This is a genomic window from Nocardioides pini (genome assembly GCF_026712185.1).
Lineage (GTDB): Bacteria > Actinomycetota > Actinomycetes > Propionibacteriales > Nocardioidaceae > Nocardioides > Nocardioides pini.
This window is the reverse complement of the sequence record NZ_JAPPUX010000001.1, coordinates 1,152,078-1,172,824: the sequence shown is the minus strand read 5'-3', so window position 1 is coordinate 1,172,824 and position 20,747 is coordinate 1,152,078. Positions and strand designations below refer to the sequence as shown.

The window sequence follows — 20,747 nt, the reverse complement described above, 5'->3', positions numbered from 1 at the left end:
CCACCTCGGCCCAGATGCCGACGGACGCGACCCGCGCGACCGCCGTGCTCAACGCGGAGCCCGAGTGGTTCCGCACGGCGGTCTTCTACGAGGTGCTGGTGCGGTCGTTCCGCGACTCGAACGGTGACGGGACCGGCGACTTCAAGGGCCTCATCGAGAAGCTCGACTACCTCGAGTGGCTCGGCGTCGACTGCCTGTGGGTGCCGCCCTTCTTCACCTCTCCCCTGCGCGACGGCGGCTACGACGTCGCCGACTACAACAACATCCTCCCCGAGTGCGGCACGGTCGAGGACTTCCACGAGTTCATCGACGCCTGCCACCAGCGCGGGATCCGCGTGATCATCGACTTCGTCATGAACCACACGAGTGACGCCCACCCGTGGTTCCAGGCCAGCCGCAGCGACCCGGAGGGGCCCTACGGCGACTTCTACGTGTGGTCCGACACCGACGAGCTCTACCAGGACGCGCGGGTCATCTTCGTCGACACCGAGCCGTCGAACTGGACCTGGGACCCGGTGCGCCAGCAGTACTTCTGGCACCGCTTCTTCCACCACCAGCCCGACCTCAACTTCGACAACCCCAAGGTCCACGACGCGATGCTGGACGCGATGGCGTTCTGGCTGAACATGGGCCTCGACGGCTTCCGCCTCGACGCGGTGCCGTACCTCTACGAGCGCCCCGGCACCAACGGCGAGAACCTCAAGGAGACCCACGACTTCCTGAAGAAGTGCCGCCGCTTCGTCGACGAGCACTATCCCGGTCGCGTGCTGCTGTGCGAGGCCAACCAGTGGCCGGCCGACGTCGTCGAGTACTTCGGGCCCGAGGAGACCGAGGACGGCCGCTGGATCGGCACCGAGTGCCACATGGCCTTCCACTTCCCGGTCATGCCCCGCATCTTCATGGCCGTGCGCCGCGAGTCGCGCTTCCCGATCTCGGAGATCCTCGAGCAGACGCCGGCCATCCCCGACGGCTGCCAGTGGGGCATCTTCCTGCGCAACCACGACGAGCTGACGCTCGAGATGGTGACCGACGAGGACCGCGACTACATGTGGTCCGAGTACGCCCACGACCCACGGATGAAGGCCAACATCGGCATCCGCCGACGACTGGCGCCGCTGCTCGACAACGACGTCAACCGCATGGAGCTCTTCACCGCGCTGCTGCTGTCGCTGCCCGGCTCGCCCGTCCTCTACTACGGCGACGAGATCGGCATGGGCGACAACATCTGGCTCGGTGACCGCGACGGGGTGCGTACGCCGATGCAGTGGACGCCCGACCGCAACGCGGGCTTCTCCAACGCCACGCCGGGCAAGCTCCACCTGCCGGCCATCCAGGACCCGGTCTACGGCTACCAGTCGGTCAACGTGGAGGCGCAGCTGGAGAACACCTCCTCGCTGCTCCACTGGACGCGACGCCTGGTCCACGCGCGGCGCCGCCACCCGGCGTTCGGGCTCGGCGACTTCGTCGACCTCGGCGGCTCGAACCCGAGCGTCCTGTCCTACATCCGCGAGCACCGCGGCGCCGAGGACCGCGACGTGATCCTCTGCGTCAACAACTTGTCCCGCTTCCCGCAGCCCGTCGAGCTCGACCTGAGGCAGTGGGAGGGCATGGTCCCCGTCGAGCTGCTGGGCGGCGTGCCGTTCCCGGCCGTCGGCGAGCTGCCCTACCTGCTGACCCTGGGCGGCTACGGCTTCCTCTGGCTGCGGTTGACGGACCCGAGCACCACGGGGGTGGAGCCGTGAGCCACAACAGGACCGAGATCAAGGCATGGATCGACCAGGCGCGCTGGTTCGGCGGCAAGGGACGCGACTGGGAGCTCGGTGCCGTGCGCCGGGTGGGCCGGCTGCCCGACGCCCCCGAGGGCCTGCACGTCACCATCGAGCTCGCCGAGGTCGCCTACGCCGACGGGACGAGCGACCTCTACCAGCTGCCGCTGGCGTTCTACGCCGAGCCGCAGGAGCGGATCGCGCACGCGCTCATCGGTGAGTGGGAGGACGACGAGCTCGGCCCGGCCTTCGTCTACGACGCGCTGCACGACCGCGCGTCGATGGCCCTGTGGCTGGCGGCGTTCGCCCGTCACGGCATCGCGCCCGCACCGCCCTCCGACCTGCGCGGCGAGCTCATGTTCCACCGCCTGCCGGGCCACGACCTCGACATCGAGACCCACTCGACGCTGTTCTCCGGCGAGCAGTCCAACTCCTCGGTCGCCTTCGGCGAGGACGCGCTGATGAAGGTCTTCCGCAAGGTGACCCCGGGCGTCAACCCCGACATCGCGATCCACCAGGTCCTCACCGAGGCCGGGTCGACCCACGTGGCCGCGCTCTACGGCTGGCTCGACCTCGTCGACGAGGACACCAACACGACCATCCAGCTCGCGATGCTCCAGCAGTTCCTCCGCACCGCGAGCGACGGCTGGGACCTCGCCCTGGCCAGCGTGCGCAACCTGTTCGCCGAGGCCGACCTCCACGCCGAGGAGGTCGGCGGCGACTTCGCCGGCGAGGCCGCCCGCCTCGCCGTGGCCCTGGCCGAGGTGCACGCCGACCTCGCCGAGCACTTCCCGGTCGAGCGGCGCGAAGCCGACGCCCTCGGCGAGCTGGCCGCCGCCATGGAGGGCCGCCTGGGTGCCGCCCTCGACGTCGTACCGGCGCTCGCGCCGCACGAGGCGCGGCTGCGCGAGACCTTCGGGCGGTTGCGCGACCTCGACGCCGTCGAGGTGCAGCAGGTGCACGGCGACCTGCACCTGGGCCAGACGCTGCGCACCGTCAAGGGCTGGAAGATCGTCGACTTCGAGGGCGAGCCGGCCAAGCCGCTCGCCGAGCGGCTCCGCCCGGACTCGGTCTGGCGCGACGTCGCCGGCATGGTCCGTTCCTTCGACTACGCCCCGCGGGTGGTCGCCATGACCGGTGGCGCCGACGCCGGCGGCGAGGCCGAGCAGCGGGCCTACCGCGCAGCCGAGTGGGCCGCACGCAACCGCGCCGCCTTCCTCGCTGCCTACACCGCGCAGCGAGGTGAGGAGCTCGACGGTGCCAACGGGGTACTGCTCGACGCCTACCTCGCGGACAAGGTCGTCTACGAGGCGGTCTACGAAGCACGCAACCGTCCGGGATGGCTCGCCATCCCTCTCGCAGCGTTGGAGGAGACGTCATGACGAGGTCGACCAGCAAGCCCACCCCCACCCCCGCGACCCCCGAGCGGGACGCGCACGCGCCCGGCGAGCTCGACCTCCACCTCATCGGCGAGGGCCGCCACGAGGAGCTCTGGCGGGTGCTCGGCGCGCAGGCCGGGGAGGACGGCACCTCCTTCCGCGTCTGGGCCCCCAACGCGCTGGAGGTCCAGGTCGCCGGCGAGTGGGCCGGCTGGGACGGCGCGGCCCACCCGATGACGCGCCTCGACGGCTCGGGCGTGTGGCACGCCCACGTCGAGGCCGCCGGCGTCGGGTCGCAGTACAAGTTCCGCATCCGCGGCGCCGACGGCCAGTGGGTCGACCGCGCCGACCCCCTCGCCCAGTACGCCGAGAAGCCGCCGAGCTCCGCCTCGCGCGTGTGGCGCTCGCAGCACCAGTGGAACGACGACGCGTGGATCGAGGCGCGCCGCACCAAGCAGCCCGTCGACGAGGCGATGTCGACCTACGAGGTGCACCTCGCCTCGTGGCGCAAGCACTACTCCGGCGAGCTCTACTCGTGGGACGAGATCGCCGACGCGATGGTCCCCTACGTCTCCGACCTCGGCTTCACCCACGTCGAGCTCATGCCGGTGATGCAGCACCCCTTCGGCGGCTCGTGGGGCTACCACGTCACCTCCTACTTCGCCCCCGACTCGCGCTTCGGGGACCCCGACGGGCTCAAGCGCCTCATCGACCGCCTGCACCAGGCGGGCGTCGGCGTGATCCTGGACTGGGTCCCCGGGCACTTCGCGACCGACGAGTGGGCCCTGGCCCGCTTCGACGGCACCCCGCTCTACGAGGATCCCAACCCGCAGCGGGGCTGGCACAAGGAGTGGGGCTCCCACATCTTCAACTTCGGCCGCAACGAGGTCCGCAACTTCCTCTACGCCAACGCGGTCTACTGGCTCGAGGAGTACCACGCCGACGGCCTCCGCGTGGACGGCGTCGCGTCGATGCTCTACCTCGACTACGCCCGCGAGGACGGCGAGTGGTCGCCCAACAAGCACGGCGGGCGCGAGAACCTCGAGGCCGTGCAGTTCCTCCAGGAGATGAACGCCACCGTCTACAAGCGGGTGCCCGGCATCGTCACCATCGCCGAGGAGTCCACCGCCTGGCCGGGCGTCACCGGTCCCACCAGCGAGGGGGGCCTCGGCTTCGGCTTCAAGTGGAACATGGGCTGGATGCACGACTCGCTCAACTACGTCTCCAAGGACCCTCTCTACCGCAGCCACCATCACGGCCAGATGACGTTCTCGCTCGTCTACGCGTTCGCGGAGAACTACGTCCTGCCGATCAGCCACGACGAGGTCGTGCACGGCAAGGGCTCGCTGCTGCGCAAGATGCCCGGCGACCGCTGGCAGCAGCTGGCCAACCTGCGCGCCTACCTCGCCTACATGTGGGCGCACCCCGGCAAGCAGCTGCTCTTCATGGGCTGCGAGTTCGGCCAGGAGGCCGAGTGGGCCGAGAGCCGCGAGCTCGACTGGTGGCTGCTCGAGCACCCGGAGCACGCGGGCGTCCACGCGATGGTGCGCGACATGAACCGCACGTACGCCGAGACGGCCGCGCTGTGGGGTCGCGACAACGACCCGGCCGGCTTCCAGTGGATCGACGCCAACGACGCGGGCGCCAACACCTTCTCGTTCGTGCGCCGCTCCCCCGGTGAGCCGGACCTGGTGTGCGTGGCCAACTTCGCCGGCAACCCCCACGAGGGCTACCGCGTCGGCCTGCCATCGGCCGGCACGTGGCAGGAGGTTCTCAACACGGACGCCGAGGTCTACCACGGCTCGGGCGTGGGCAACCTCGGCTCCATCACGGCGGTCGAGGGCGAGCACCACGGCCAGCCGGCCCACGCCGACATCGTGGTGCCCCCGCTCGCCACGGTCTGGTTCCGGGCCGCCGACTGACGGCGACCCGGAGCCGGACCGCCGGTCAGCTGAGTGTGACCATCCTCAGCATCCCCATCAGGGCGTGCGGCATGCCGCCCATCTTCGGGTCGGGGAAGAAGCACATGACGACGTACTGGCCCGCGGGCAGGTCGTAGTCCACCGTCATGCTGCGGCCCGGGCTGAGCGTCCCGGTCTCCATCGATGCGGGCAGCAACCACGACGGGGGCGGCCCCTCCTCCTCGCTCTGCAGGAACGCGAGCACCTGGTCGGTGGTCGTGCCGGGCTGCACCTGCTGCATGGCCACGAAGTGCGGCTGGTCGGCCTTGTTCTTGAACTCGAAGCGGCCCTTCGCGGGCAGCTGCGAGGCTCCTCCCCACGCCGGCCCGTTCTTGCCGATGATGGAGCCGTCGGTGCGGGGTGTCTTGGACGAGCGCTTGGGTCCGGCGACGACGAGCGTCTTGCCGGTCACCACACCGCGATCGCCGAGGGAGAACGGCGTGTAGGCGCCGGGCTTCGGGAAGACGATCGTGCCGCTGCCCCCGCCCGCCAGGCCGCCGATGATCGTGGTGTTCTTGAGGGCCCGCTTCAACGCCTTGATGTCGTTCTTCGCGCCGAACTTGTTGACGTCGGCGGTGAAGTCCGCGACGTCGTACCCGGCCTTGAAGGTCGCGAACTCGACGATCCCGCGGCCCCGGACCTCGAGGTGCGCCCGTCCGGCCTTGAGGTCGTCGGCGCCCTTCACCACGATCGTCTTCTTGGTCAGCAGCGCGCTGAGGTGCGGCGTTGCTGCCCGTGCGCTGGTCGTTGCGGCACCGGCGGCACCGGCGGTCGTGGGTGCAAGGAGGACGGGCGAGCTCGCGAGCGCTGTTGCGCACACGACCGCCACCACCCTGCGCATTCCGGTGGGCACGTGCATGATGGTCCAACCCTTCTCGAGAGGTGCGGTGCCGTCCTCGGCACCACCTTCCAGTAGTTGCACGTGTCGGCGGGCGCGTCATCACCGATTTCGATGACGTCCGGGCGAGGTCCAGACCACCGATTTATGGGGATGCCGGCACCCGGTCGCTGCTGCACACTCGGGACGATGACGGGGATCCTGCGCGGCCGGAGGACGGCCTGGCTGGTCGGCATGGTGGCGTGCGCGACCGCGCTCGTGGCCCTCGACGTGGGACCGGGGCAGGACACGCGCACGGCGTCCGCGGAGCCGGTGCGCAACGCCACGATCCTGATCGAGGCGGGTGGCGCCCACAGCGGCTTCGCCACACCCGAGGTGACCGTCGGCGGCGGGGGCGCCGTCACCGTGGTCAACCTCGACTCCTTCGACCACACCGTCACGTCGGTGGCACGCGGGGCCGACGGGGCCCCGCTGTTCGACGTACGTGTTCCTGCCGGCACGAGCGCCACCGTCCCCGGCGTGGAGGCGCTCGCGGCAGGTGCGTGGGCCTTCTTCTGCAAGTTCCACCCCAACATGCGCGGCATGCTCACCGTGGAGGGCGTCGCCGGTGGCGTCGAGCCCGTCGACACGCGCTTCGAGCAGCCACTGGTCGTGCCTCCCACGCGCACCGGCGCCGACATCCGACTGGTCATGAAGCGGGCGGAGGTCCGGATGCTCCCCCACGGGCGGCGCACGTCGATGTGGACCTACGACGGCAGCTACCCCGGGCCCACCATCCGGCGACGGGGCGGGCGCGGCACCGAGGTGACGGTCGTCAACCGCCTCCCCCGCGGCGCGGGCTCCATGTCGACGCACCTGCACGGTGACCACCACGCCTCCGCGGACGACGGCCAGCCGACGACCCACCTCATCGCGCGAGGCAGCGAACGGACCTACGACTACCCGCTCGTGGTCGACGGACGTCCCGAGCCCGGCTCGTTCTTCTGGTACCACGACCACCGGATGGACCGCACCGCCCGCAACAACTGGCGCGGCCTCCAGGGCATGTTCATCGTCACCGATCCGCCCTCGCGGGACGTGCGGCTGCCGACGGGCCGTCGCGACCTGCCGCTGATGGTCTCCGAGCGTTCCTTCACCTCCGACAACCAGCTGACGAACCCGTTCGCCGACGGCCCGGAGATGGTGGGCCACCACGGCCAGATGGCGTGGACCGGCCCCCACGCCCCGCCCGACGACGCGACGGTCGGCGACAAGGTCCTGGTCAACGGCCGCTACGCGCCGTACCTCGACGTGTCGGCGACCCGCTACCGCCTGCGCCTGCTCAACTCCTCGCCCTTCTCCAGCTACAACTTCACGTTGTCCGACGGCAGGCCGTTCCTCCAGGTCGGCACCGGCAGCGGACTGCTCCCGAAGGCCGTCGTGCGGTCCAGCGTGCTGCTCGGGCCGGCCCAGCGCGCCGACGTGGTCGTGGACTTCAGCGGTGCGACGGGCCAGCGGCTCGTGCTCGCATCGGAGCCGGCCCCGAGCGGGACCTCCGGGGACGATGCCCGCGAGACCCCCGTGATGGAGTTCCGGGTGGGTGAGCCGGCGCGGGACGCCTCGCGCCTGCCGTCGCGGCTGCCGTCACCGAAGCTGGTCTCGCCGGTCCCGGCGAAGGTGTCGAAGACGTGGACCTTCGGCCTCGAGGGTTCCTCGCACCACGGCAGCTTCTGGTCCATCAACGGCCGCGCGTTCGACCCCGCCCGGGTCGACCACCGCGCCCGGCTCGACACGGTCGAGCGGTGGCGCTTCCGCAACACCAGCGATGTCACCCACTACGTCCACATCCACGCCGAGCAGTGGCGCACCGTGCTGCGCAACGGCGAGCGCCCGCCCCCGTGGGAGCGCGGCCTGGAGGACACCTGGCGGCTCGAGCCCGGCGAGGAGGTCGAGGTCGCCGCCCGGTTCACCGACTACACCGGTCCCTTCATGATCCACTGCCACATGCTCGACCACGAGGACCACGGCATGATGGCCCGCTTCGACGTCGTCCGCTGATGTGACACGGCGCCGACCGTCACCCTTCGCGGGTCTGTCCCTGTTCTGACACCCCCTGTGCTACGACCCTGCTTCAGGATCGTGTCGAGGTGTCACAGAGCGTGACGGGATCGAGTCGACCGTGGCTGCGGATCCGACCCGGGCCGTGCCACGACGCCGACGACTGCGCGACGAGTGATGGCTCAGCGTGTGCCACCACCGCGACGCCTGTGGAGGACGGATCGCACATCCTCGCCCGGCTTGCTGCAATGGGCGCGTGCCCAAGATCGTCGACTACGTAGGTCGCTTCGCCTTCTTCGAGCTGGCGAGCTTCACGCTCGTGCGCGACCACGGGGTGGACCGGCTCAGCCGGCACGGGCTGGCCAGGGTGCTGGCCACCTCCATCAGCACGGTCCGGCGCTTGCTCAACCCCGAGGCCGACCTGCGCCAGCTCGCGCTCAACGAGATCGCCTACCGGCGTCGGCGACGGCTCAGGCCGGCAACGGCAGCAACAGGGCCGGACGAAGGCGCCCGCCTGCTGCTGCCACTGATCCCGGCCGTGCCGGACCAGGTCGCCGAGGAGCTGGTGTGGTGGAGGCTCGTCCTCGCAGCGCCGACGACCGCGCGGCTGACGGCCGACGGCGACGGCGACGACGACGGCCCGCTGCACCACCGTTTCGCGGTCGCGAACCACGGCTACATCCCGTCCGACGTGCTCCATGCCCGCGTCGAGTCGCCCCGGCCGCCCACGACGGACGACGGCGAGCTGGACGTGGTGGTCGCCGCGCGGCACACGCGAGAAGAGGATCTCGCGGACCGACTCGAGATCGTCGTGCGGGTCACGGCGCCCGAGCTCGATGCGTCTGCGGTCGCACACCACGCACAAGTGCTCCACGCGCTCGTGGACGGGCTGGGCGTGGCGGTCAGCGTCGGGCGGTTGCACCCCGGCGAGGCGGCGTGCCTCGCACGGGCCCACGTGGCGACGCTGGCGCTGGCCGCGCCTCGCTAGGGTGAGGGAGTGCCCTCATCCATCCGCGTGACCACGGTGACCGACGGCGTGGCGAGGATCGACTGGGACGGCCGGGCGACCGTCGACGACCTGCGCCGCGAGGTGGCGACCGCGCTCGTCGAGCACGCACGCGTGGAGGCGCTGGTCGGGCTCGAGGACCGCGACGCGCAACGCTCCGCGACGTGGGCCGGCCTGCTCAGGGAGGGTGTCAGCAGAGGACTGACGCTCGACGGCGAGGTGGCGGACCGCGTGGTGTACGCCCGGGTCCGCGACGACCGCCCGGTGGACCACCCGGAGGGCTTCCGGTCGCTGCTCAACTCCTTCCTCCCGCGCAAGCGGGCGATCTCGCAGATGCTCGTGCGCGACCCGGAGGGCCGCGTGCTGCTCTGCCAGCTGACCTACAAGCGCGACTGGGACCTCCCCGGAGGCGTGGTCGAGGTCGGCGAGTCGCCTCGGGTCGCGGTGCAGCGCGAGGTGGAGGAGGAGCTCGGCCTCGCGCTCGCGGCCGGTGAGCTCGTGCTCACGGACTGGCTGCCCGCGTGGGGTGGCTGGGACGACGCCGTGTGCCTCGTCTTCGACGGCGGCACCCACGGTCCCGAGGTGCTCGCCGGCGTGGTCATGCAGGAGCGCGAGATCCGTGACGTCCGGTTCTGCACGCTGGAGGAGGTCGACGAGCTCGCGGCCGACTTCACCTCTCGGAGGGTGCGCGCGGCGGTCGAGGGCGGTCAGCCGTATACGGAGTCCGGTCGCTGAGGCAGGATGCCACTCATGACCTGGGTGTACGACTTCGCAGAGGGAAGCAAGGACCAGAAGGACCTCCTGGGCGGCAAGGGCGCCAACCTGGCTGAGATGACCAACCTCGGCCTGCCGGTGCCGCCGGGGTTCACGATCTCCACCGAGACGTGCCGCGCCTACCTCTCCGAGGGGGGCGAGCCCGACGGGCTCGCCGACGAGGTCACCGAGCACCTCGCGGCTCTCGAGGAGGCGATGGGCAAGAAGCTCGGCGATGCCGACGACCCGCTCCTGGTGTCGGTGCGATCGGGCGCCAAGTTCTCCATGCCCGGGATGATGGAGACGGTCCTCAACGTCGGCCTCAACGACACCTCGGTCGGCGGCCTGGCGGCCCGCAGCGAGTCCGACCGCTTCGCGCAGGACTCCTACCGCCGCCTGCTGCAGATGTTCGGCGGCACCGTGCTCCACGTCGACTCCGAGCTGTTCTCCGAGGCCCTCGACGAGGTGAAGAAGGCCAAGGGCACCGACAACGACCTCGACCTCGACGCCGACGACCTGCGCGAGGTCGTCGAGACGTTCAAGTCCATCATCAAGACCGAGACCGGACGCGACTTCCCGCAGGACCCGCGCGAGCAGATGGACCTCGCGATCCGCGCCGTGTTCGACTCGTGGAACACCGACCGGGCGCGGCTCTACCGGCGCCAGGAGCGGATCCCGGAGGACCTCGGCACCGCGGTCAACGTGCAGGCCATGGTCTTCGGCAACTTCGGCATGGACTCCGGCTCCGGCGTCGCCTTCACGCGTGATCCGGCGAGCGGCGCCCAGGGTGAGTACGGCGACTACCTCCAGAACGCCCAGGGCGAGGACGTCGTCGCGGGCATCCGCAACACCGTGTCACTGGCCGACATGGCCGAGATCGACCGCAAGTCCCACGACGACCTGATGACGATCATGACGCGGCTCGAGCGCCACTATCGCGACATGTGCGACATCGAGTTCACCGTCGAGCGCGGCAAGCTCTGGATGCTGCAGACCCGCGTCGGCAAGCGCACGCCGGAGGCTGCGTTCCGGATCGCGGTGCACATGGTCGACGAGGGCATGATCCAGATGGACGAGGCCGTGCTCCGCGTGACCGGCGACCAGCTGGCGCAGCTGATGTTCCCGCGCTTCGACGAGTCCGCCGACCGCACGCTGCTGGCGAAGGGCATGAACGCCTCCCCCGGCGCGGCCGTCGGCAAGGCCGTCTTCGACTCGGACACCGCCGTGGAGTGGGCCGGCCGGGGCGAGGACGTCATCCTCGTCCGGAAGGAGACCAACCCCGACGACCTGCGCGGCATGGTGGCGGCCCGCGGCATCCTCACCAGCCGCGGCGGCAAGACCTCCCACGCGGCGGTCGTGGCGCGCGGCATGGGTCGTACGTGCGTGTGCGGCGCCGAGTCGCTCGACGTCGACACCAAGGCCAAGGAGTTCCGGGTCCGCGACGGCGAGACGATCCGCGAGGGCGACGTCATCTCCATCGACGGGACGACCGGCGAGGTGTTCGCCGGCTCCGTCCCGGTCGCCGACTCGGTGGTGGTGCGCCACTTCGAGGGCGAGAAGATCGACGACGACCTCGCCCAGGCGGTCGCGCGGATCATGGCGCACGCCGACGGTGCCCGTCGACTGCGCGTGCGCACGAACGCCGACACCCCCGACGACGCCGCCCGCGCCCGCCGCTTCGGCGCGCAGGGCATCGGCCTGTGCCGGACCGAGCACATGTTCCTCGGCGAACGCCGGGCGCTGGTGGAGAAGCTGATCGTCGCCGAGGACGAGGCCGGCGTCGAGGCCGCGCTCGACGAGCTGCTCCCCCTGCAGAAGCAGGACTTCACCGAGATCCTCGAGGCGATGGACGGGCTGCCGGTCACGATCCGGCTGCTCGACCCTCCGCTGCACGAGTTCCTGCCCGACCTGACCGAGCTCAGCGTCGAGGTGGCGGTCGCGGAGGAGCGCGGCGAGGTCGACGAGCACGCGCAGCGCCTGCTGACCCACGTCCGAAGGCTCCACGAGCAGAACCCGATGCTGGGCCTGCGCGGCGTGCGCCTGGGCATCCAGATCCCCGGGCTCTTCCGCATGCAGGCGCGCTCGATCGCGGAGGCCGCCGCCGACCGGAAGGCGGCCCACGGCACGCCACGGCCCGAGATCATGGTGCCGCTGGTGGCGAGCGTGCGCGAGCTGGAGATCGTCCGGGCCGAGATCGACCAGCAGATCGCCGAGGTCGAGGAGGAGCGCGGGGTCAAGCTCGACATCGCGATCGGCACGATGATCGAGCTGCCGCGCGCGGCATTCCTGGCCAACCGCATCGCCAAGTCCGCCGACTTCTTCTCCTTCGGCACCAACGACCTGACCCAGATGGCCTGGGGCTTCTCCCGCGACGACGTGGAGGCGTCGTTCTTCTCGCGCTACTTCGAGCACGGCATCTTCGACGTCTCGCCGTTCGAGTCGCTCGACCAGCTCGGGGTCGGCGGCATGGTCGAGATGGGGACGAAGAAGGGCCGCAAGACCAAGTCCGACCTCAAGGTCGGCGTCTGCGGCGAGCACGGCGGCGACCCGCTGTCCGTCCACTTCTTCGACGAGGTGGGGCTCAACTACGTCTCGTGCTCCCCCTTCCGGGTGCCGGTCGCCCGCCTCGAGGCCGGACGCTCGGTGCTCGGGAAGCGGGACTCAGAAGAGCGCTGACGCCAGGTTGCGGCGGCCCGCCAGCACGCGCGGGTCGTCGTTGCCGACCGCCGCGAAGAGGCCCAGCAGGTGGTCGCGCGCCTTCTCCCGGTCCTTGTCGGAGGTGCGGGCCACCAGGTTGACCAGGCGGGTGAAGGCGTCCTCGACGTGCCCGCCGAGCATGTCGAGGTCGGCCACCAGGGTCTGCGCGTCGACGTCGTCGGGCTCGTCGGCCGCCGCGGACCGGGCGGCGGTCGGGTCGACGCCCTGGGTGCGCTGCATGACCTTGGCGATCGCGAGGCCGCCGGCGGCCTCCACGTCGGCCGGGTTGGCGTCGAGCAGCTTCTGGTACTCCGCGACCGCGCCGTCGATGTCGCCGGCCGCGAGCGCGTCCTGGGCGGGCGCGTAGCGCGGGTCGACGACGTCCTCCTCGCCCTCGGCCGCCGGGGCGCGGCCGGCGCGGGGCTGGTGCCGCCCGGTGATCCCCTGGGCGGTCAGCTGCTGGCCGAGCTGGCCGAACAGGGTGGAGAGCTCCTCGGGCGACAGGGCCCCGGGGATCGGCTGGCTGACGGGCCGGCCGTCGAGGATCACCATCGTCAGCGGCACCTGCGGGATCTGCATGGCCTGGGCGATCTCGGGGTGCGCGTCGACGTCGACCAGCGCGGCCAGCAGGCGGCCCTCGAGCCGCTCCGCCTCGGCGGCCACGTCGGCGGCGTACTGCTCGCTGCCCGGCGCCTGGCGCGCGGAGTGGAACACGATGACGACGGGCGCCGTCATCGACTCCTGCAGCACCTGCTGGAAGTTGTCCTGGGTGATCGCGACGGAGTACGCGCCTCCGGCGGACCCGCTGCCGGCGCTCGGGGCCGCCTGCTGCGGCGCCGGCGGTCGGCCGAGCCCGGAGAGGTCGATGGCACCTGGGCGGCTGAACGGCTGCTGCGTCATGGGCCAATCCTAGGGAGGTGGGCCTCGCGGGGGCGCGGGGGTCGGTAGCCTCGCTGCATGGGATCCCGGGGAGCCGCGCTCGTCACGCGGCACCGGCGCAACGTCGGCCAGCTCGTCCGGTTCGGCGTCGTCGGCGCCTCGGGCGTGGTGGTCAACCTGCTGACCCTGGTCGTGCTGCGCCGCTTCGGCCCCCACTTCGACGAGGCGGTCGTCGCTCTCGGCTCGTCCGGGTTCAACCTGCGCTGGTACCACGTCTACTCGACGATCGCCTTCCTGGTCGCGAACCTGTCGAACTTCCAGCTCAACCGCACGTGGACGTTCAAGAGCAACCTCGCCGCCCCGTGGTGGCGCGAGTACTGGCCCTTCCTCGCGGTCGGGCTGGCGTGCCAGGTCATCGGGCTGGCGCTGCTGACGCTGCTCATGCATCCCGGCTCCCCGATCAGCCTCCCCAGCGACGTCTTCGACGACTCCTCGGGTCTGCGCAACCGCCTCTACTGGGCGCAGCTGATCGTGATCGCGGTGGTGACTCCCGTGTCGTTCGTCCTCAACAAGCTGTGGACCTTCGCCGCCGTGCGCAGCGCCCGGCTGGGCCTGCTCGAGGAGCGCCGCACCGACGACGTCCGCGTCGACTGACGCCCTCGGGCGCCTGTCGCCCGACAGCTACTGCGTGGTAGAACATGCCGGGGTTCGGACGGGAGGACACGACGCCATGACGACAGCGGGGTCGTACGACTTCAACGGCTACCAGGTGCTGGTGGTCGGTGGCACGCGCGGCGAGGGACACAGCATCGCCTCCGCGTTCGCCGCGTCGGGGGCATCGGTGACGGTCACCGGCACGATGATGCTGCGTTCCCTCTACGACACCGACCTCTCGGCGTTCGACTACGAGTCGGTCAACCTCGCTCGGCAGGAGTCGATCGACCACCTGGTCGGCACGGTCGGCCACCTCGACGTCCTCGTGCTCGCAGCGTCCTGCAGCCTGCCCTACGGCCTGCCCCCCAGCGAGCACGCCTTCATCGCCGAGGCCGCCCGCTCCGGACTGCTCGGACCGACGTTCCTGACGACCCGGCTCCGGCTCAAGCTCAGCCAGAGCCCCGCCCTCGGCGGCGGGTGCGTCGTCAACACCGGCGCGGTGACCAGCTGGCTGCAGCTGGCCAGCACGCCGGAGGCGGCGCAGCGCGAGCTGGCCGAGTCGACCGCGCGCGCGGGTCGCAACTGGGCGGGCCTGGGCGTGCGGGTCAACTCCGTGCTCCCGGACGGGCGCTCGGTCCTCCCCCGCCAGTACGCCCCGGGCGCCGCCCCGGTCCACGGCAGCCGGGTCTCCGGCGACACCCTGGTCCGCAACCAGCCCCGCATCGGCGACGCCGTGACCGATGCCGCGCTGTTCCTCGCCAGCAGCGCCGCCGCGCGCATCACCGGGCAGACGCTGCGCCTCAGCTGACCGGGAAACATCTCCGAAACGCCGCGCGACGGCGACCGGCACGGTTACATTTCACCCACACGGAAGCCACGCGGGAGCCACAGACCCCGCCGCCGTCTCGGGTCGGCCGCTCCCTCGTCGCTCGGAAGGACGTGCCCTCTTGACCGCAGACCTGGTCACCCCGCACCCGCTCGCGCGGGGGTGCTCGTGGACCGGACGAGCCTCCCGGCGCGGTCGTGAGCCGCTCCTCGAGCACACGCCGGGGCCCGACTCGCCGATCGGCTGCCTGTGGGCCTCCCTCGTCGACGTGCTCGGTGCCATCGACGGTCCGTCGTCCGCGCTGCTCGCGACCGCGGACGGCGACGCCGTGGCGGTGCACGGCCTCGCCCAGGGGGACGTCGCCCGGGTCGCGCGCCAGAGCCGGGCGGCCTTCGCAGCACGCGCCCCCGGCGGTCCGGACCCCGAGCAGGCCGTCGACACGGTCGAGCTCACCCTCGGCCTGCGCCACACCGTCATCGCGTCGGTGCCCGCACCCGAGCACGGGCGCCACCTGCTCACCGTGACCGCCCAGGGCGTGAGCGTGCAGGTGCTCGAGGCGTGGACCCGCCGGCTCGCCGACGACATCCACCTGGCCCTGTCGGCGACGGCCTAGCCGGACACCCGTCCGTCGGCCAGCAGCTCGTCGGCAGCGGCGTAGGGGTCCACCTCGCCCGCCACCACCCGTCCGGCGAGCGCGTCGAGGTCGGTGCCGGCACCGGCACGTCCCCAGCGCTCGCGCAACGCGGCGAGGGCGATCGCCTCCACCTCGCGCCTGGCCCGGAGCGTACGACGCCGGGCGAGCTCCCCCGACGCGCGCAGCCAGGCCGCGTGCCGGTCGACCTCCGCCAGCAGCTCGTCGATGCCCTGCCCCGTGCTGGCGACCGTCTGCAGCACCGGCGGACGCCAGGCCCCGTCGCGTCGCTCGGCCATCGCGAGCATCGTGCGGAGCTCGCGCCGCGTGCGGTCGGCGCCCTCGCGGTCGGCCTTGTTGACGGCGTACACGTCACCGATCTCCAGGATCCCCGCCTTGGCGGCCTGGATGCCGTCCCCCATCCCCGGCGCGAGGAGCACCAGGGTGGTGTCGGCGAGGCCGGCCACCTCGACCTCGCTCTGCCCGACGCCGACGGTCTCCACGACGACCACGTCGCAGCCGGCGGCGTCGAGGACGCGGACCGCCTGCGGGGTCGACCAGGCCAGGCCGCCCAGGTGCCCGCGGGCGCCCATCGATCGGATGTAGACGTCACGGTCGAGGGCATGGTCGCCCATCCGCACCCGGTCGCCGAGGAGCGCACCGCCGGAGAACGGTGAGGAGGGGTCGATCGCCAGGACGCCGACGCGCTTGTCGGCGCGCCTCATCGCCGCGACCAGGGCGCTGGTCGAGGTGGACTTGCCGACGCCCGGGGCGCCGGTGATGCCGAGGACGTGCGCCCGGCCGGCGTCGGGCCCGAGGGCCGACATCACCTCGCGCAGGAGCGGCGAGGCGTCCTCGACGAGGCTGATGAGCCGCGCCACCGCGGCCGGATCACCCTCGCGGGCGCGCGCGACGAGGTCGGGGACCGCGTGGGCGCCCCGCCTCGTCCCGCCCGGGGTCATGCGCTCCTCACGCAGTGGGCACGCGGACGATCAGGGCGTCGCCCTGGCCGCCGCCGCCGCAGAGCGCGGCCGCGCCCACGCCGCCACCGCGGCGCTGGAGCTCGAGGGCCAGCGTCAGCACGACCCGCGTGCCGGACATGCCCACGGGGTGGCCGAGGGCGATCGCGCCACCGTTGACGTTGACCTTGGCGTCCTCGATGCCGAGCTCGCGGGCGGAGGCGATGCCGACGGCGGCGAAGGCCTCGTTGAACTCGACGAGGTCGAGGTCGGCGGGCGAGATGCCCTCCTTCTCGCAGGCCTTCGCGGTCGCCGCGGCGGGCTGGAGCTGGAGCGTGGAGTCGGGTCCGGCCACCTGGCCGTGGGCGCCGATCTCGGCGAGCCAGGTCAGGCCGAGCTCCTCGGCCCGGGCCTTGCTCATCACGACCACCGCGGCGGCGCCGTCGGAGATCTGCGAGGCCGACCCGGCGGTGACGGTGCCGTCCTTGCTGAAGGCCGGACGGAGCTTGGCGAGGGACTCCACGGTGGTGTCGCCCCGGACCCCCTCGTCCTCGCTGACCACGACGGGGTCACCCTTGCGCTGCGGGATCTCCACCGGCACCACCTCGTCGGCGAAGACGCCGTTCTTCCAGGCGACCGCGGCCTTCTGGTGCGAGGAGGCGGCGAAGGCGTCCTGCTCCTCGCGCGTCAGGTTGGCGCCAGCGGCGTTGCACTCCTCCGTGAGCAGGCCCATCGCCTGGGAGGTGAACTGGTCGAAGAGGGCGTCGTAGGCCATGGAGTCGACCAGCTTCACGTCGCCGAACTTCACGCCCTCGCGCGACTTGGGCAGGAAGTGCGGGGCCTGGGTCATCGACTCCATGCCACCGGCGACGACGATCTCGCACTCGCCCGTCCGCACGAGCTGGTCGGCCAGCGCGATGGCGTTGAGGCCGGACAGGCACACCTTGTTGATGGTGATCGAGGGCACCGTCATCGGGATGCCGCCCTTCACCGCGGCCACGCGCGCGGGGTTCTGGCCCGCGCCGGCCTGGATGACCTGGCCCATGATCACGTAGTCGACCTGGTCGCCGGTGACACCGGCCTTCTCCAGAGCGCCCTTGATGGCGACGCCGCCCAGGTCGGCGGCCGACTGGTCCTTGAGCCCGCCGAGCAGGCGGCCGATCGGGGTGCGGGCCCCGGCGACGATGACCGAGGTTGAGCGGGCTGAGTCGGACATGACGGGTGCCTCCAGCGATCCGTGCGAGATTGAGGGGTCCTGCTCCTTCGGACACTACCCACCGTGACACCGCCGCCGGGAGGGTGGCCCCGGCGCCCGGGATGAGGCGCTCGTCACACGACTGCCCGGCAGTCCGAGCCGTCACCAATTTGTGGGAGCCCCCGAACCGACCCACCCCTACGGGTGGACGCACATGGTGGGCTTGACCTCGTCACTGGTCCTCGGGGATCGCATCCGTCGCTTCCCGAGGAGTGAGTCGATGAACCCGTTCCGCCGTCCCTTCACCTCCGTCGCGGCCCTTGCCACGGCCTCCGCTCTCGCTGTGGCCCTCACCGCACCCCCCGCCGGCGCCGGCACGAACGACCTGGCCGGCTGGTGGCCGCTCAACGAGGGCGCGGGGCAGGTGGCCAACGACCTCTCCTTCAGTGGCAACGGCGGCCAGCTCGGGTCGTCCGCGACCGCCGACCCGCAGGACCCGCAGTGGGTCTCGCTCCCCCGGCTGCTCCTGCTCAAGCGGGCCGCGTTGCGCTTCAACGGCGCGCAGAGCGTCCGCATGCCCGACGCTCCGTCGCTCGAGCCCGACGGCGTCACCGTCGTGGCTCGGGTGCGCAGCACGGGTCCGGGCGCGTTCCGCTACGTGATGTCCAAGGGCGCCTTCCAGTGCGAGAACGCGTCCTACGGCCTCTACACCGGTGAGGGTGGTGGGCTCCGGTTCTACGTCTCCGACGGGACCCGGGTGCACCTGTCGGCGGACGCCGGGGCCGGGCTCTGGGACGGCGCGTGGCACACGGTGCGGGGCGCGTTCGACGGCCAGCAGCTCCGGTTGTACGTCGACGGGGCCCAGGTGGGCACGCCCGTGTCCGCCCCCGTCAGCATCTACTACGGCATGCCCACGGGCGACGACTTCTTCCTCGGCGACTACATGGGGCCGTGCGCGAGCCCGCTCGGCTTCGTGGGTGACATCGACGCCGCGGCCGTCATCGGCCACTACGACCTCGACGCGAGCCTGCCCCAGTAGGCGATCTCGACGAGCCGGGTCCGGGCAGCAGAGTGGCGACGGTCACACACCCTCGCCCCCGGGCCCGCCGTCGTACAGCATGACCCCATGACCCCCGAGCTGAGTGACGTCCGGCACCTCTTCACCGCCATCGACCACGTCGGGATCGCCGTGCCCGACCTCGACGAGGCGATGACCTTCTACCGCGAGGCCTACGGCATGGAGGTGCTCCACGAGGAGGTCAACGAGGAGCAGGGCGTCCGCGAGGCGATGGTCGGGGTGGGCGACTCCGGGTCGTGCATCCAGCTCCTCGCGCCGCTGACGCCCGAGTCGACCATCGCCAAGTTCCTCGACCGCAACGGCCAGGGCATCCAGCAGCTCGCCTTCCGCGTGGACGACGTGGAGCACGTGGCCGACGTGCTGCGCGGGCGCGGCCTGCGCCTGCTGTACGACGCCCCCCGACGCGGCACGTCGGACAGCCGCGTGAACTTCATCCACCCCAAGGACGCCGGCGGCGTGCTGGTGGAGCTGGTCGAGCCGGCCGCCGGGGCGCACTGACGCCCGAGCCGAGCGACGTACGTCACACCATCGACCGCTCGAGGTTACTCGCCGGTATCTTCACCGCCATCCGTGCCACCGATGCCTCACCCGATGCCTCACCAGGAGACACCCGTGCAGAACATCCTCGACGCCATCCAGTCCGGCAACGCCACCTCCGAGGACTTCGCGAGCCTCGAGCTCCCGGAGTCCTACCGCGCCGCCTTCGTGAAGAAGGACGAGGTCGACATGTTCGAGGGGGTGCCGTCGAAGGAGAAGGACCCGCGCAAGTCGCTCCACGTCGAGGACGTGCCGCTGCCCGAGCTCGGTCCCGGTGAGGCGTTCGTAGCCGTCATGGCCAGCGCCATCAACTACAACACCGTCTGGACCTCGATCTTCGAGCCGGTCTCGACCTTCGGCTTCCTCGAGCGCTACGGCCGCAACAGCGAGCTGACCAAGCGGCACGACCTGCCCTACCACGTGGTCGGCTCCGACCTCTCCGGCGTCGTGCTCAAGACCGGTCCCGGCGTCACCCGATGGAAGCCCGGTGACCGCGTCGTGGCCCACTGCCTGTCCGTGGAGCTCGAGGGCCCCGACGGGCACAACGACACGATGCTCGACACCGAGCAGCGCATCTGGGGCTTCGAGACGAACTTCGGCGGCCTCGCCGACGTCGCGATGGTCAAGGCCAACCAGCTGATGCCCAAGCCCGAGCACCTGACCTGGGAGGAGGCCGCCTCCCCCGGCCTCGTGAACTGCACGGCGTACCGCCAGCTCGTCAGCAAGAACGGGGGCGACATGAAGCAGGGCGACAACGTCCTCATCTGGGGTGCCTCCGGCGGGCTCGGCGGCTTCGCGACGCAGTACGCCCTCAACGGCGGCGCCACCCCGGTGTGCGTGGTCTCCAACGAGGAGAAGGCGAACATCGCGCGCAGCATGGGCGCGGAGCTGATCATCAACCGCTCCGAGGAGGGCTACAAGTTCTGGAACGACGAGGGCACCGAGCAGGACCCGCGCGAGTGGAAGCGCTTCGGCGCCCGCATCCGTGAGCTGACCGGCGGCGAGGACATCGACATCGTCTTCGAGCACCCCGGCCGCGAGACCTTCGGCGCCTCGGTGTTCGTCACCCGCAAGGGCGGCACCATCACGACCTGTGCCTCGACCTCGGGCTACATGCACGAGTACGACAACCGCTATCTGTGGATGAACCTCAAGCGCATCATCTCCAGCCACTTCGCCAACTACCGCGAGTCGTGGGAGGCCAACCGCCTCATCGCCAAGGGCAAGATCCACCCGACGCTGTCGAGGACCTACACCCTCGACGAGGTCGGCCAGGCCTCCCTCGACGTCCACCAGAACGCCCACCAGGGCAAGGTCGGCGTCCTCTGCCTCGCCCCTTCGGAGGGTCTCGGCGTGCTCGACCAGGACATGCGCGCCGAGCACGAGACCGCCATCAACCGGTTCCGCGGCGTCTGATCCACGCTCGGGATCTCGGGTCTGAGACCTTTCCCACCCCGGTTCGCGCGACTCGCACGAAGTCGCCCGCGAGCCGGGGTGGGTTCTTCCCGACGCATCGGCGAGACTGGCCCAGACGCAGTCCGTACGACGTGA

The 20,747-nt window shown here is 71.3% G+C and carries 17 protein-coding genes; 13 read left to right on the top strand and 4 right to left on the bottom strand.

Annotation, left to right across the window (positions count from 1 at the left end; translation table 11 throughout):
• The first annotated feature begins 14 nt into the window (after positions 1-14).
• From treS to glgB, 3 genes are read left to right on the top strand one after another with little or no spacing between them, the layout of a single operon-like run.
• Positions 15-1,742 (top strand): maltose alpha-D-glucosyltransferase, encoded by a 1,728-nt coding sequence (gene treS / locus NYO98_RS05720; RefSeq protein ID WP_268110695.1) that lies wholly within the window; start codon positions 15-17, stop codon positions 1,740-1,742.
• Positions 1,739-3,148 carry a maltokinase N-terminal cap-like domain-containing protein gene (locus tag NYO98_RS05715; protein ID WP_268110555.1) on the top strand — a complete coding sequence of 470 codons (1,410 nt, stop codon included), beginning with the start codon at positions 1,739-1,741 and terminating at the stop codon, positions 3,146-3,148. The genes treS and NYO98_RS05715 overlap by 4 nt, the downstream gene beginning before the upstream one ends.
• Positions 3,145-5,067, top strand: coding sequence for a 1,4-alpha-glucan branching protein GlgB (gene glgB, locus NYO98_RS05710; protein WP_268110554.1), 1,923 nt, complete (start codon positions 3,145-3,147; stop codon positions 5,065-5,067). The genes NYO98_RS05715 and glgB overlap by 4 nt, the downstream gene beginning before the upstream one ends.
• Positions 5,068-5,092: 25 nt before the next feature.
• Here the strand turns inward: glgB and NYO98_RS05705 are convergent, their stop codons facing one another.
• Positions 5,093-5,959 carry a hypothetical protein gene (locus tag NYO98_RS05705; protein ID WP_268110553.1) on the bottom strand — a complete coding sequence of 289 codons (867 nt, stop codon included), beginning with the start codon at positions 5,957-5,959 and terminating at the stop codon, positions 5,093-5,095.
• Positions 5,960-6,133: 174 nt separating this feature from the next.
• On the opposite strand from NYO98_RS05705, the gene NYO98_RS05700 reads away from it, so the two are divergent.
• From NYO98_RS05700 to ppdK, 4 genes are all read left to right on the top strand, one after another.
• Entirely contained in the window at positions 6,134-7,981 is a 1,848-nt protein-coding gene (locus tag NYO98_RS05700; RefSeq protein WP_268110552.1) for a multicopper oxidase domain-containing protein, read from the top strand.
• A 256-nt stretch (positions 7,982-8,237) separates the two neighbouring features.
• Positions 8,238-8,969, top strand: coding sequence for a hypothetical protein (locus tag NYO98_RS05695; RefSeq protein WP_268110551.1), 732 nt, complete (start codon positions 8,238-8,240; stop codon positions 8,967-8,969).
• A 9-nt stretch (positions 8,970-8,978) separates the two neighbouring features.
• Positions 8,979-9,722 carry an NUDIX domain-containing protein gene (locus tag NYO98_RS05690; protein WP_268110550.1) on the top strand — a complete coding sequence of 248 codons (744 nt, stop codon included), beginning with the start codon at positions 8,979-8,981 and terminating at the stop codon, positions 9,720-9,722.
• A 6-nt stretch (positions 9,723-9,728) separates the two neighbouring features.
• Entirely contained in the window at positions 9,729-12,416 is a 2,688-nt protein-coding gene (gene ppdK / locus NYO98_RS05685; protein WP_407673850.1) for a pyruvate, phosphate dikinase, read from the top strand.
• On the opposite strand, the gene NYO98_RS05680 is transcribed toward ppdK, so the two are convergent.
• Positions 12,402-13,337, bottom strand: a complete 936-nt coding sequence (locus NYO98_RS05680) for a tetratricopeptide repeat protein (protein ID WP_268110548.1) — start codon at positions 13,335-13,337, stop codon at positions 12,402-12,404. The two genes, ppdK and NYO98_RS05680, sit on opposite strands and share 15 nt — an antisense overlap.
• Before the next feature lie 57 nt (positions 13,338-13,394).
• Between NYO98_RS05680 and NYO98_RS05675 the strand changes: the two genes are divergently transcribed.
• The 3 genes from NYO98_RS05675 (at position 13,395) to NYO98_RS05665 (ending at position 15,409) form a co-directional block, all read left to right on the top strand.
• On the top strand, positions 13,395-13,970 hold the full coding sequence (locus NYO98_RS05675) for a GtrA family protein (RefSeq protein ID WP_268110547.1): 576 nt from the start codon (positions 13,395-13,397) through the stop codon (positions 13,968-13,970).
• Positions 13,971-14,046: 76 nt separating this feature from the next.
• Positions 14,047-14,778 (top strand): SDR family oxidoreductase, encoded by a 732-nt coding sequence (locus NYO98_RS05670; protein WP_268110546.1) that lies wholly within the window; start codon positions 14,047-14,049, stop codon positions 14,776-14,778.
• 139 nt (positions 14,779-14,917) lie between these two features.
• Entirely contained in the window at positions 14,918-15,409 is a 492-nt protein-coding gene (locus tag NYO98_RS05665; RefSeq protein WP_268110545.1) for a hypothetical protein, read from the top strand.
• On the opposite strand, the gene meaB is transcribed toward NYO98_RS05665, so the two are convergent.
• Positions 15,406-16,389: a methylmalonyl Co-A mutase-associated GTPase MeaB gene (meaB, locus tag NYO98_RS05660; protein ID WP_268110544.1), complete on the bottom strand. Its 984-nt coding sequence runs from the start codon at positions 16,387-16,389 to the stop codon at positions 15,406-15,408. The genes NYO98_RS05665 and meaB overlap by 4 nt on opposite strands.
• 7 nt (positions 16,390-16,396) lie before the next feature.
• On the bottom strand, positions 16,397-17,602 hold the full coding sequence (locus NYO98_RS05655) for an acetyl-CoA C-acetyltransferase (RefSeq protein WP_268110543.1): 1,206 nt from the start codon (positions 17,600-17,602) through the stop codon (positions 16,397-16,399).
• A 259-nt stretch (positions 17,603-17,861) separates the two neighbouring features.
• Here NYO98_RS05655 and NYO98_RS05650 point away from each other — a divergent pair, with 259 nt between their 5' ends.
• The 3 genes from NYO98_RS05650 to ccrA all read left to right on the top strand — a co-directional run bounded on the left by NYO98_RS05650 (position 17,862) and on the right by ccrA (position 20,612).
• Complete coding sequence (locus NYO98_RS05650; protein ID WP_268110542.1) at positions 17,862-18,620, top strand: LamG domain-containing protein; 759 nt, start codon at positions 17,862-17,864, stop codon at positions 18,618-18,620.
• A gap of 87 nt (positions 18,621-18,707) precedes the next feature.
• Positions 18,708-19,157 carry a methylmalonyl-CoA epimerase gene (mce, locus tag NYO98_RS05645; RefSeq protein ID WP_268110541.1) on the top strand — a complete coding sequence of 150 codons (450 nt, stop codon included), beginning with the start codon at positions 18,708-18,710 and terminating at the stop codon, positions 19,155-19,157.
• Between the two features lie 114 nt (positions 19,158-19,271).
• A complete protein-coding gene (gene ccrA, locus NYO98_RS05640; protein WP_268110540.1) occupies positions 19,272-20,612 on the top strand; it encodes a crotonyl-CoA carboxylase/reductase in 1,341 nt (446 codons plus the stop codon).
• Positions 20,613-20,747: the final 135 nt, after the last annotated feature.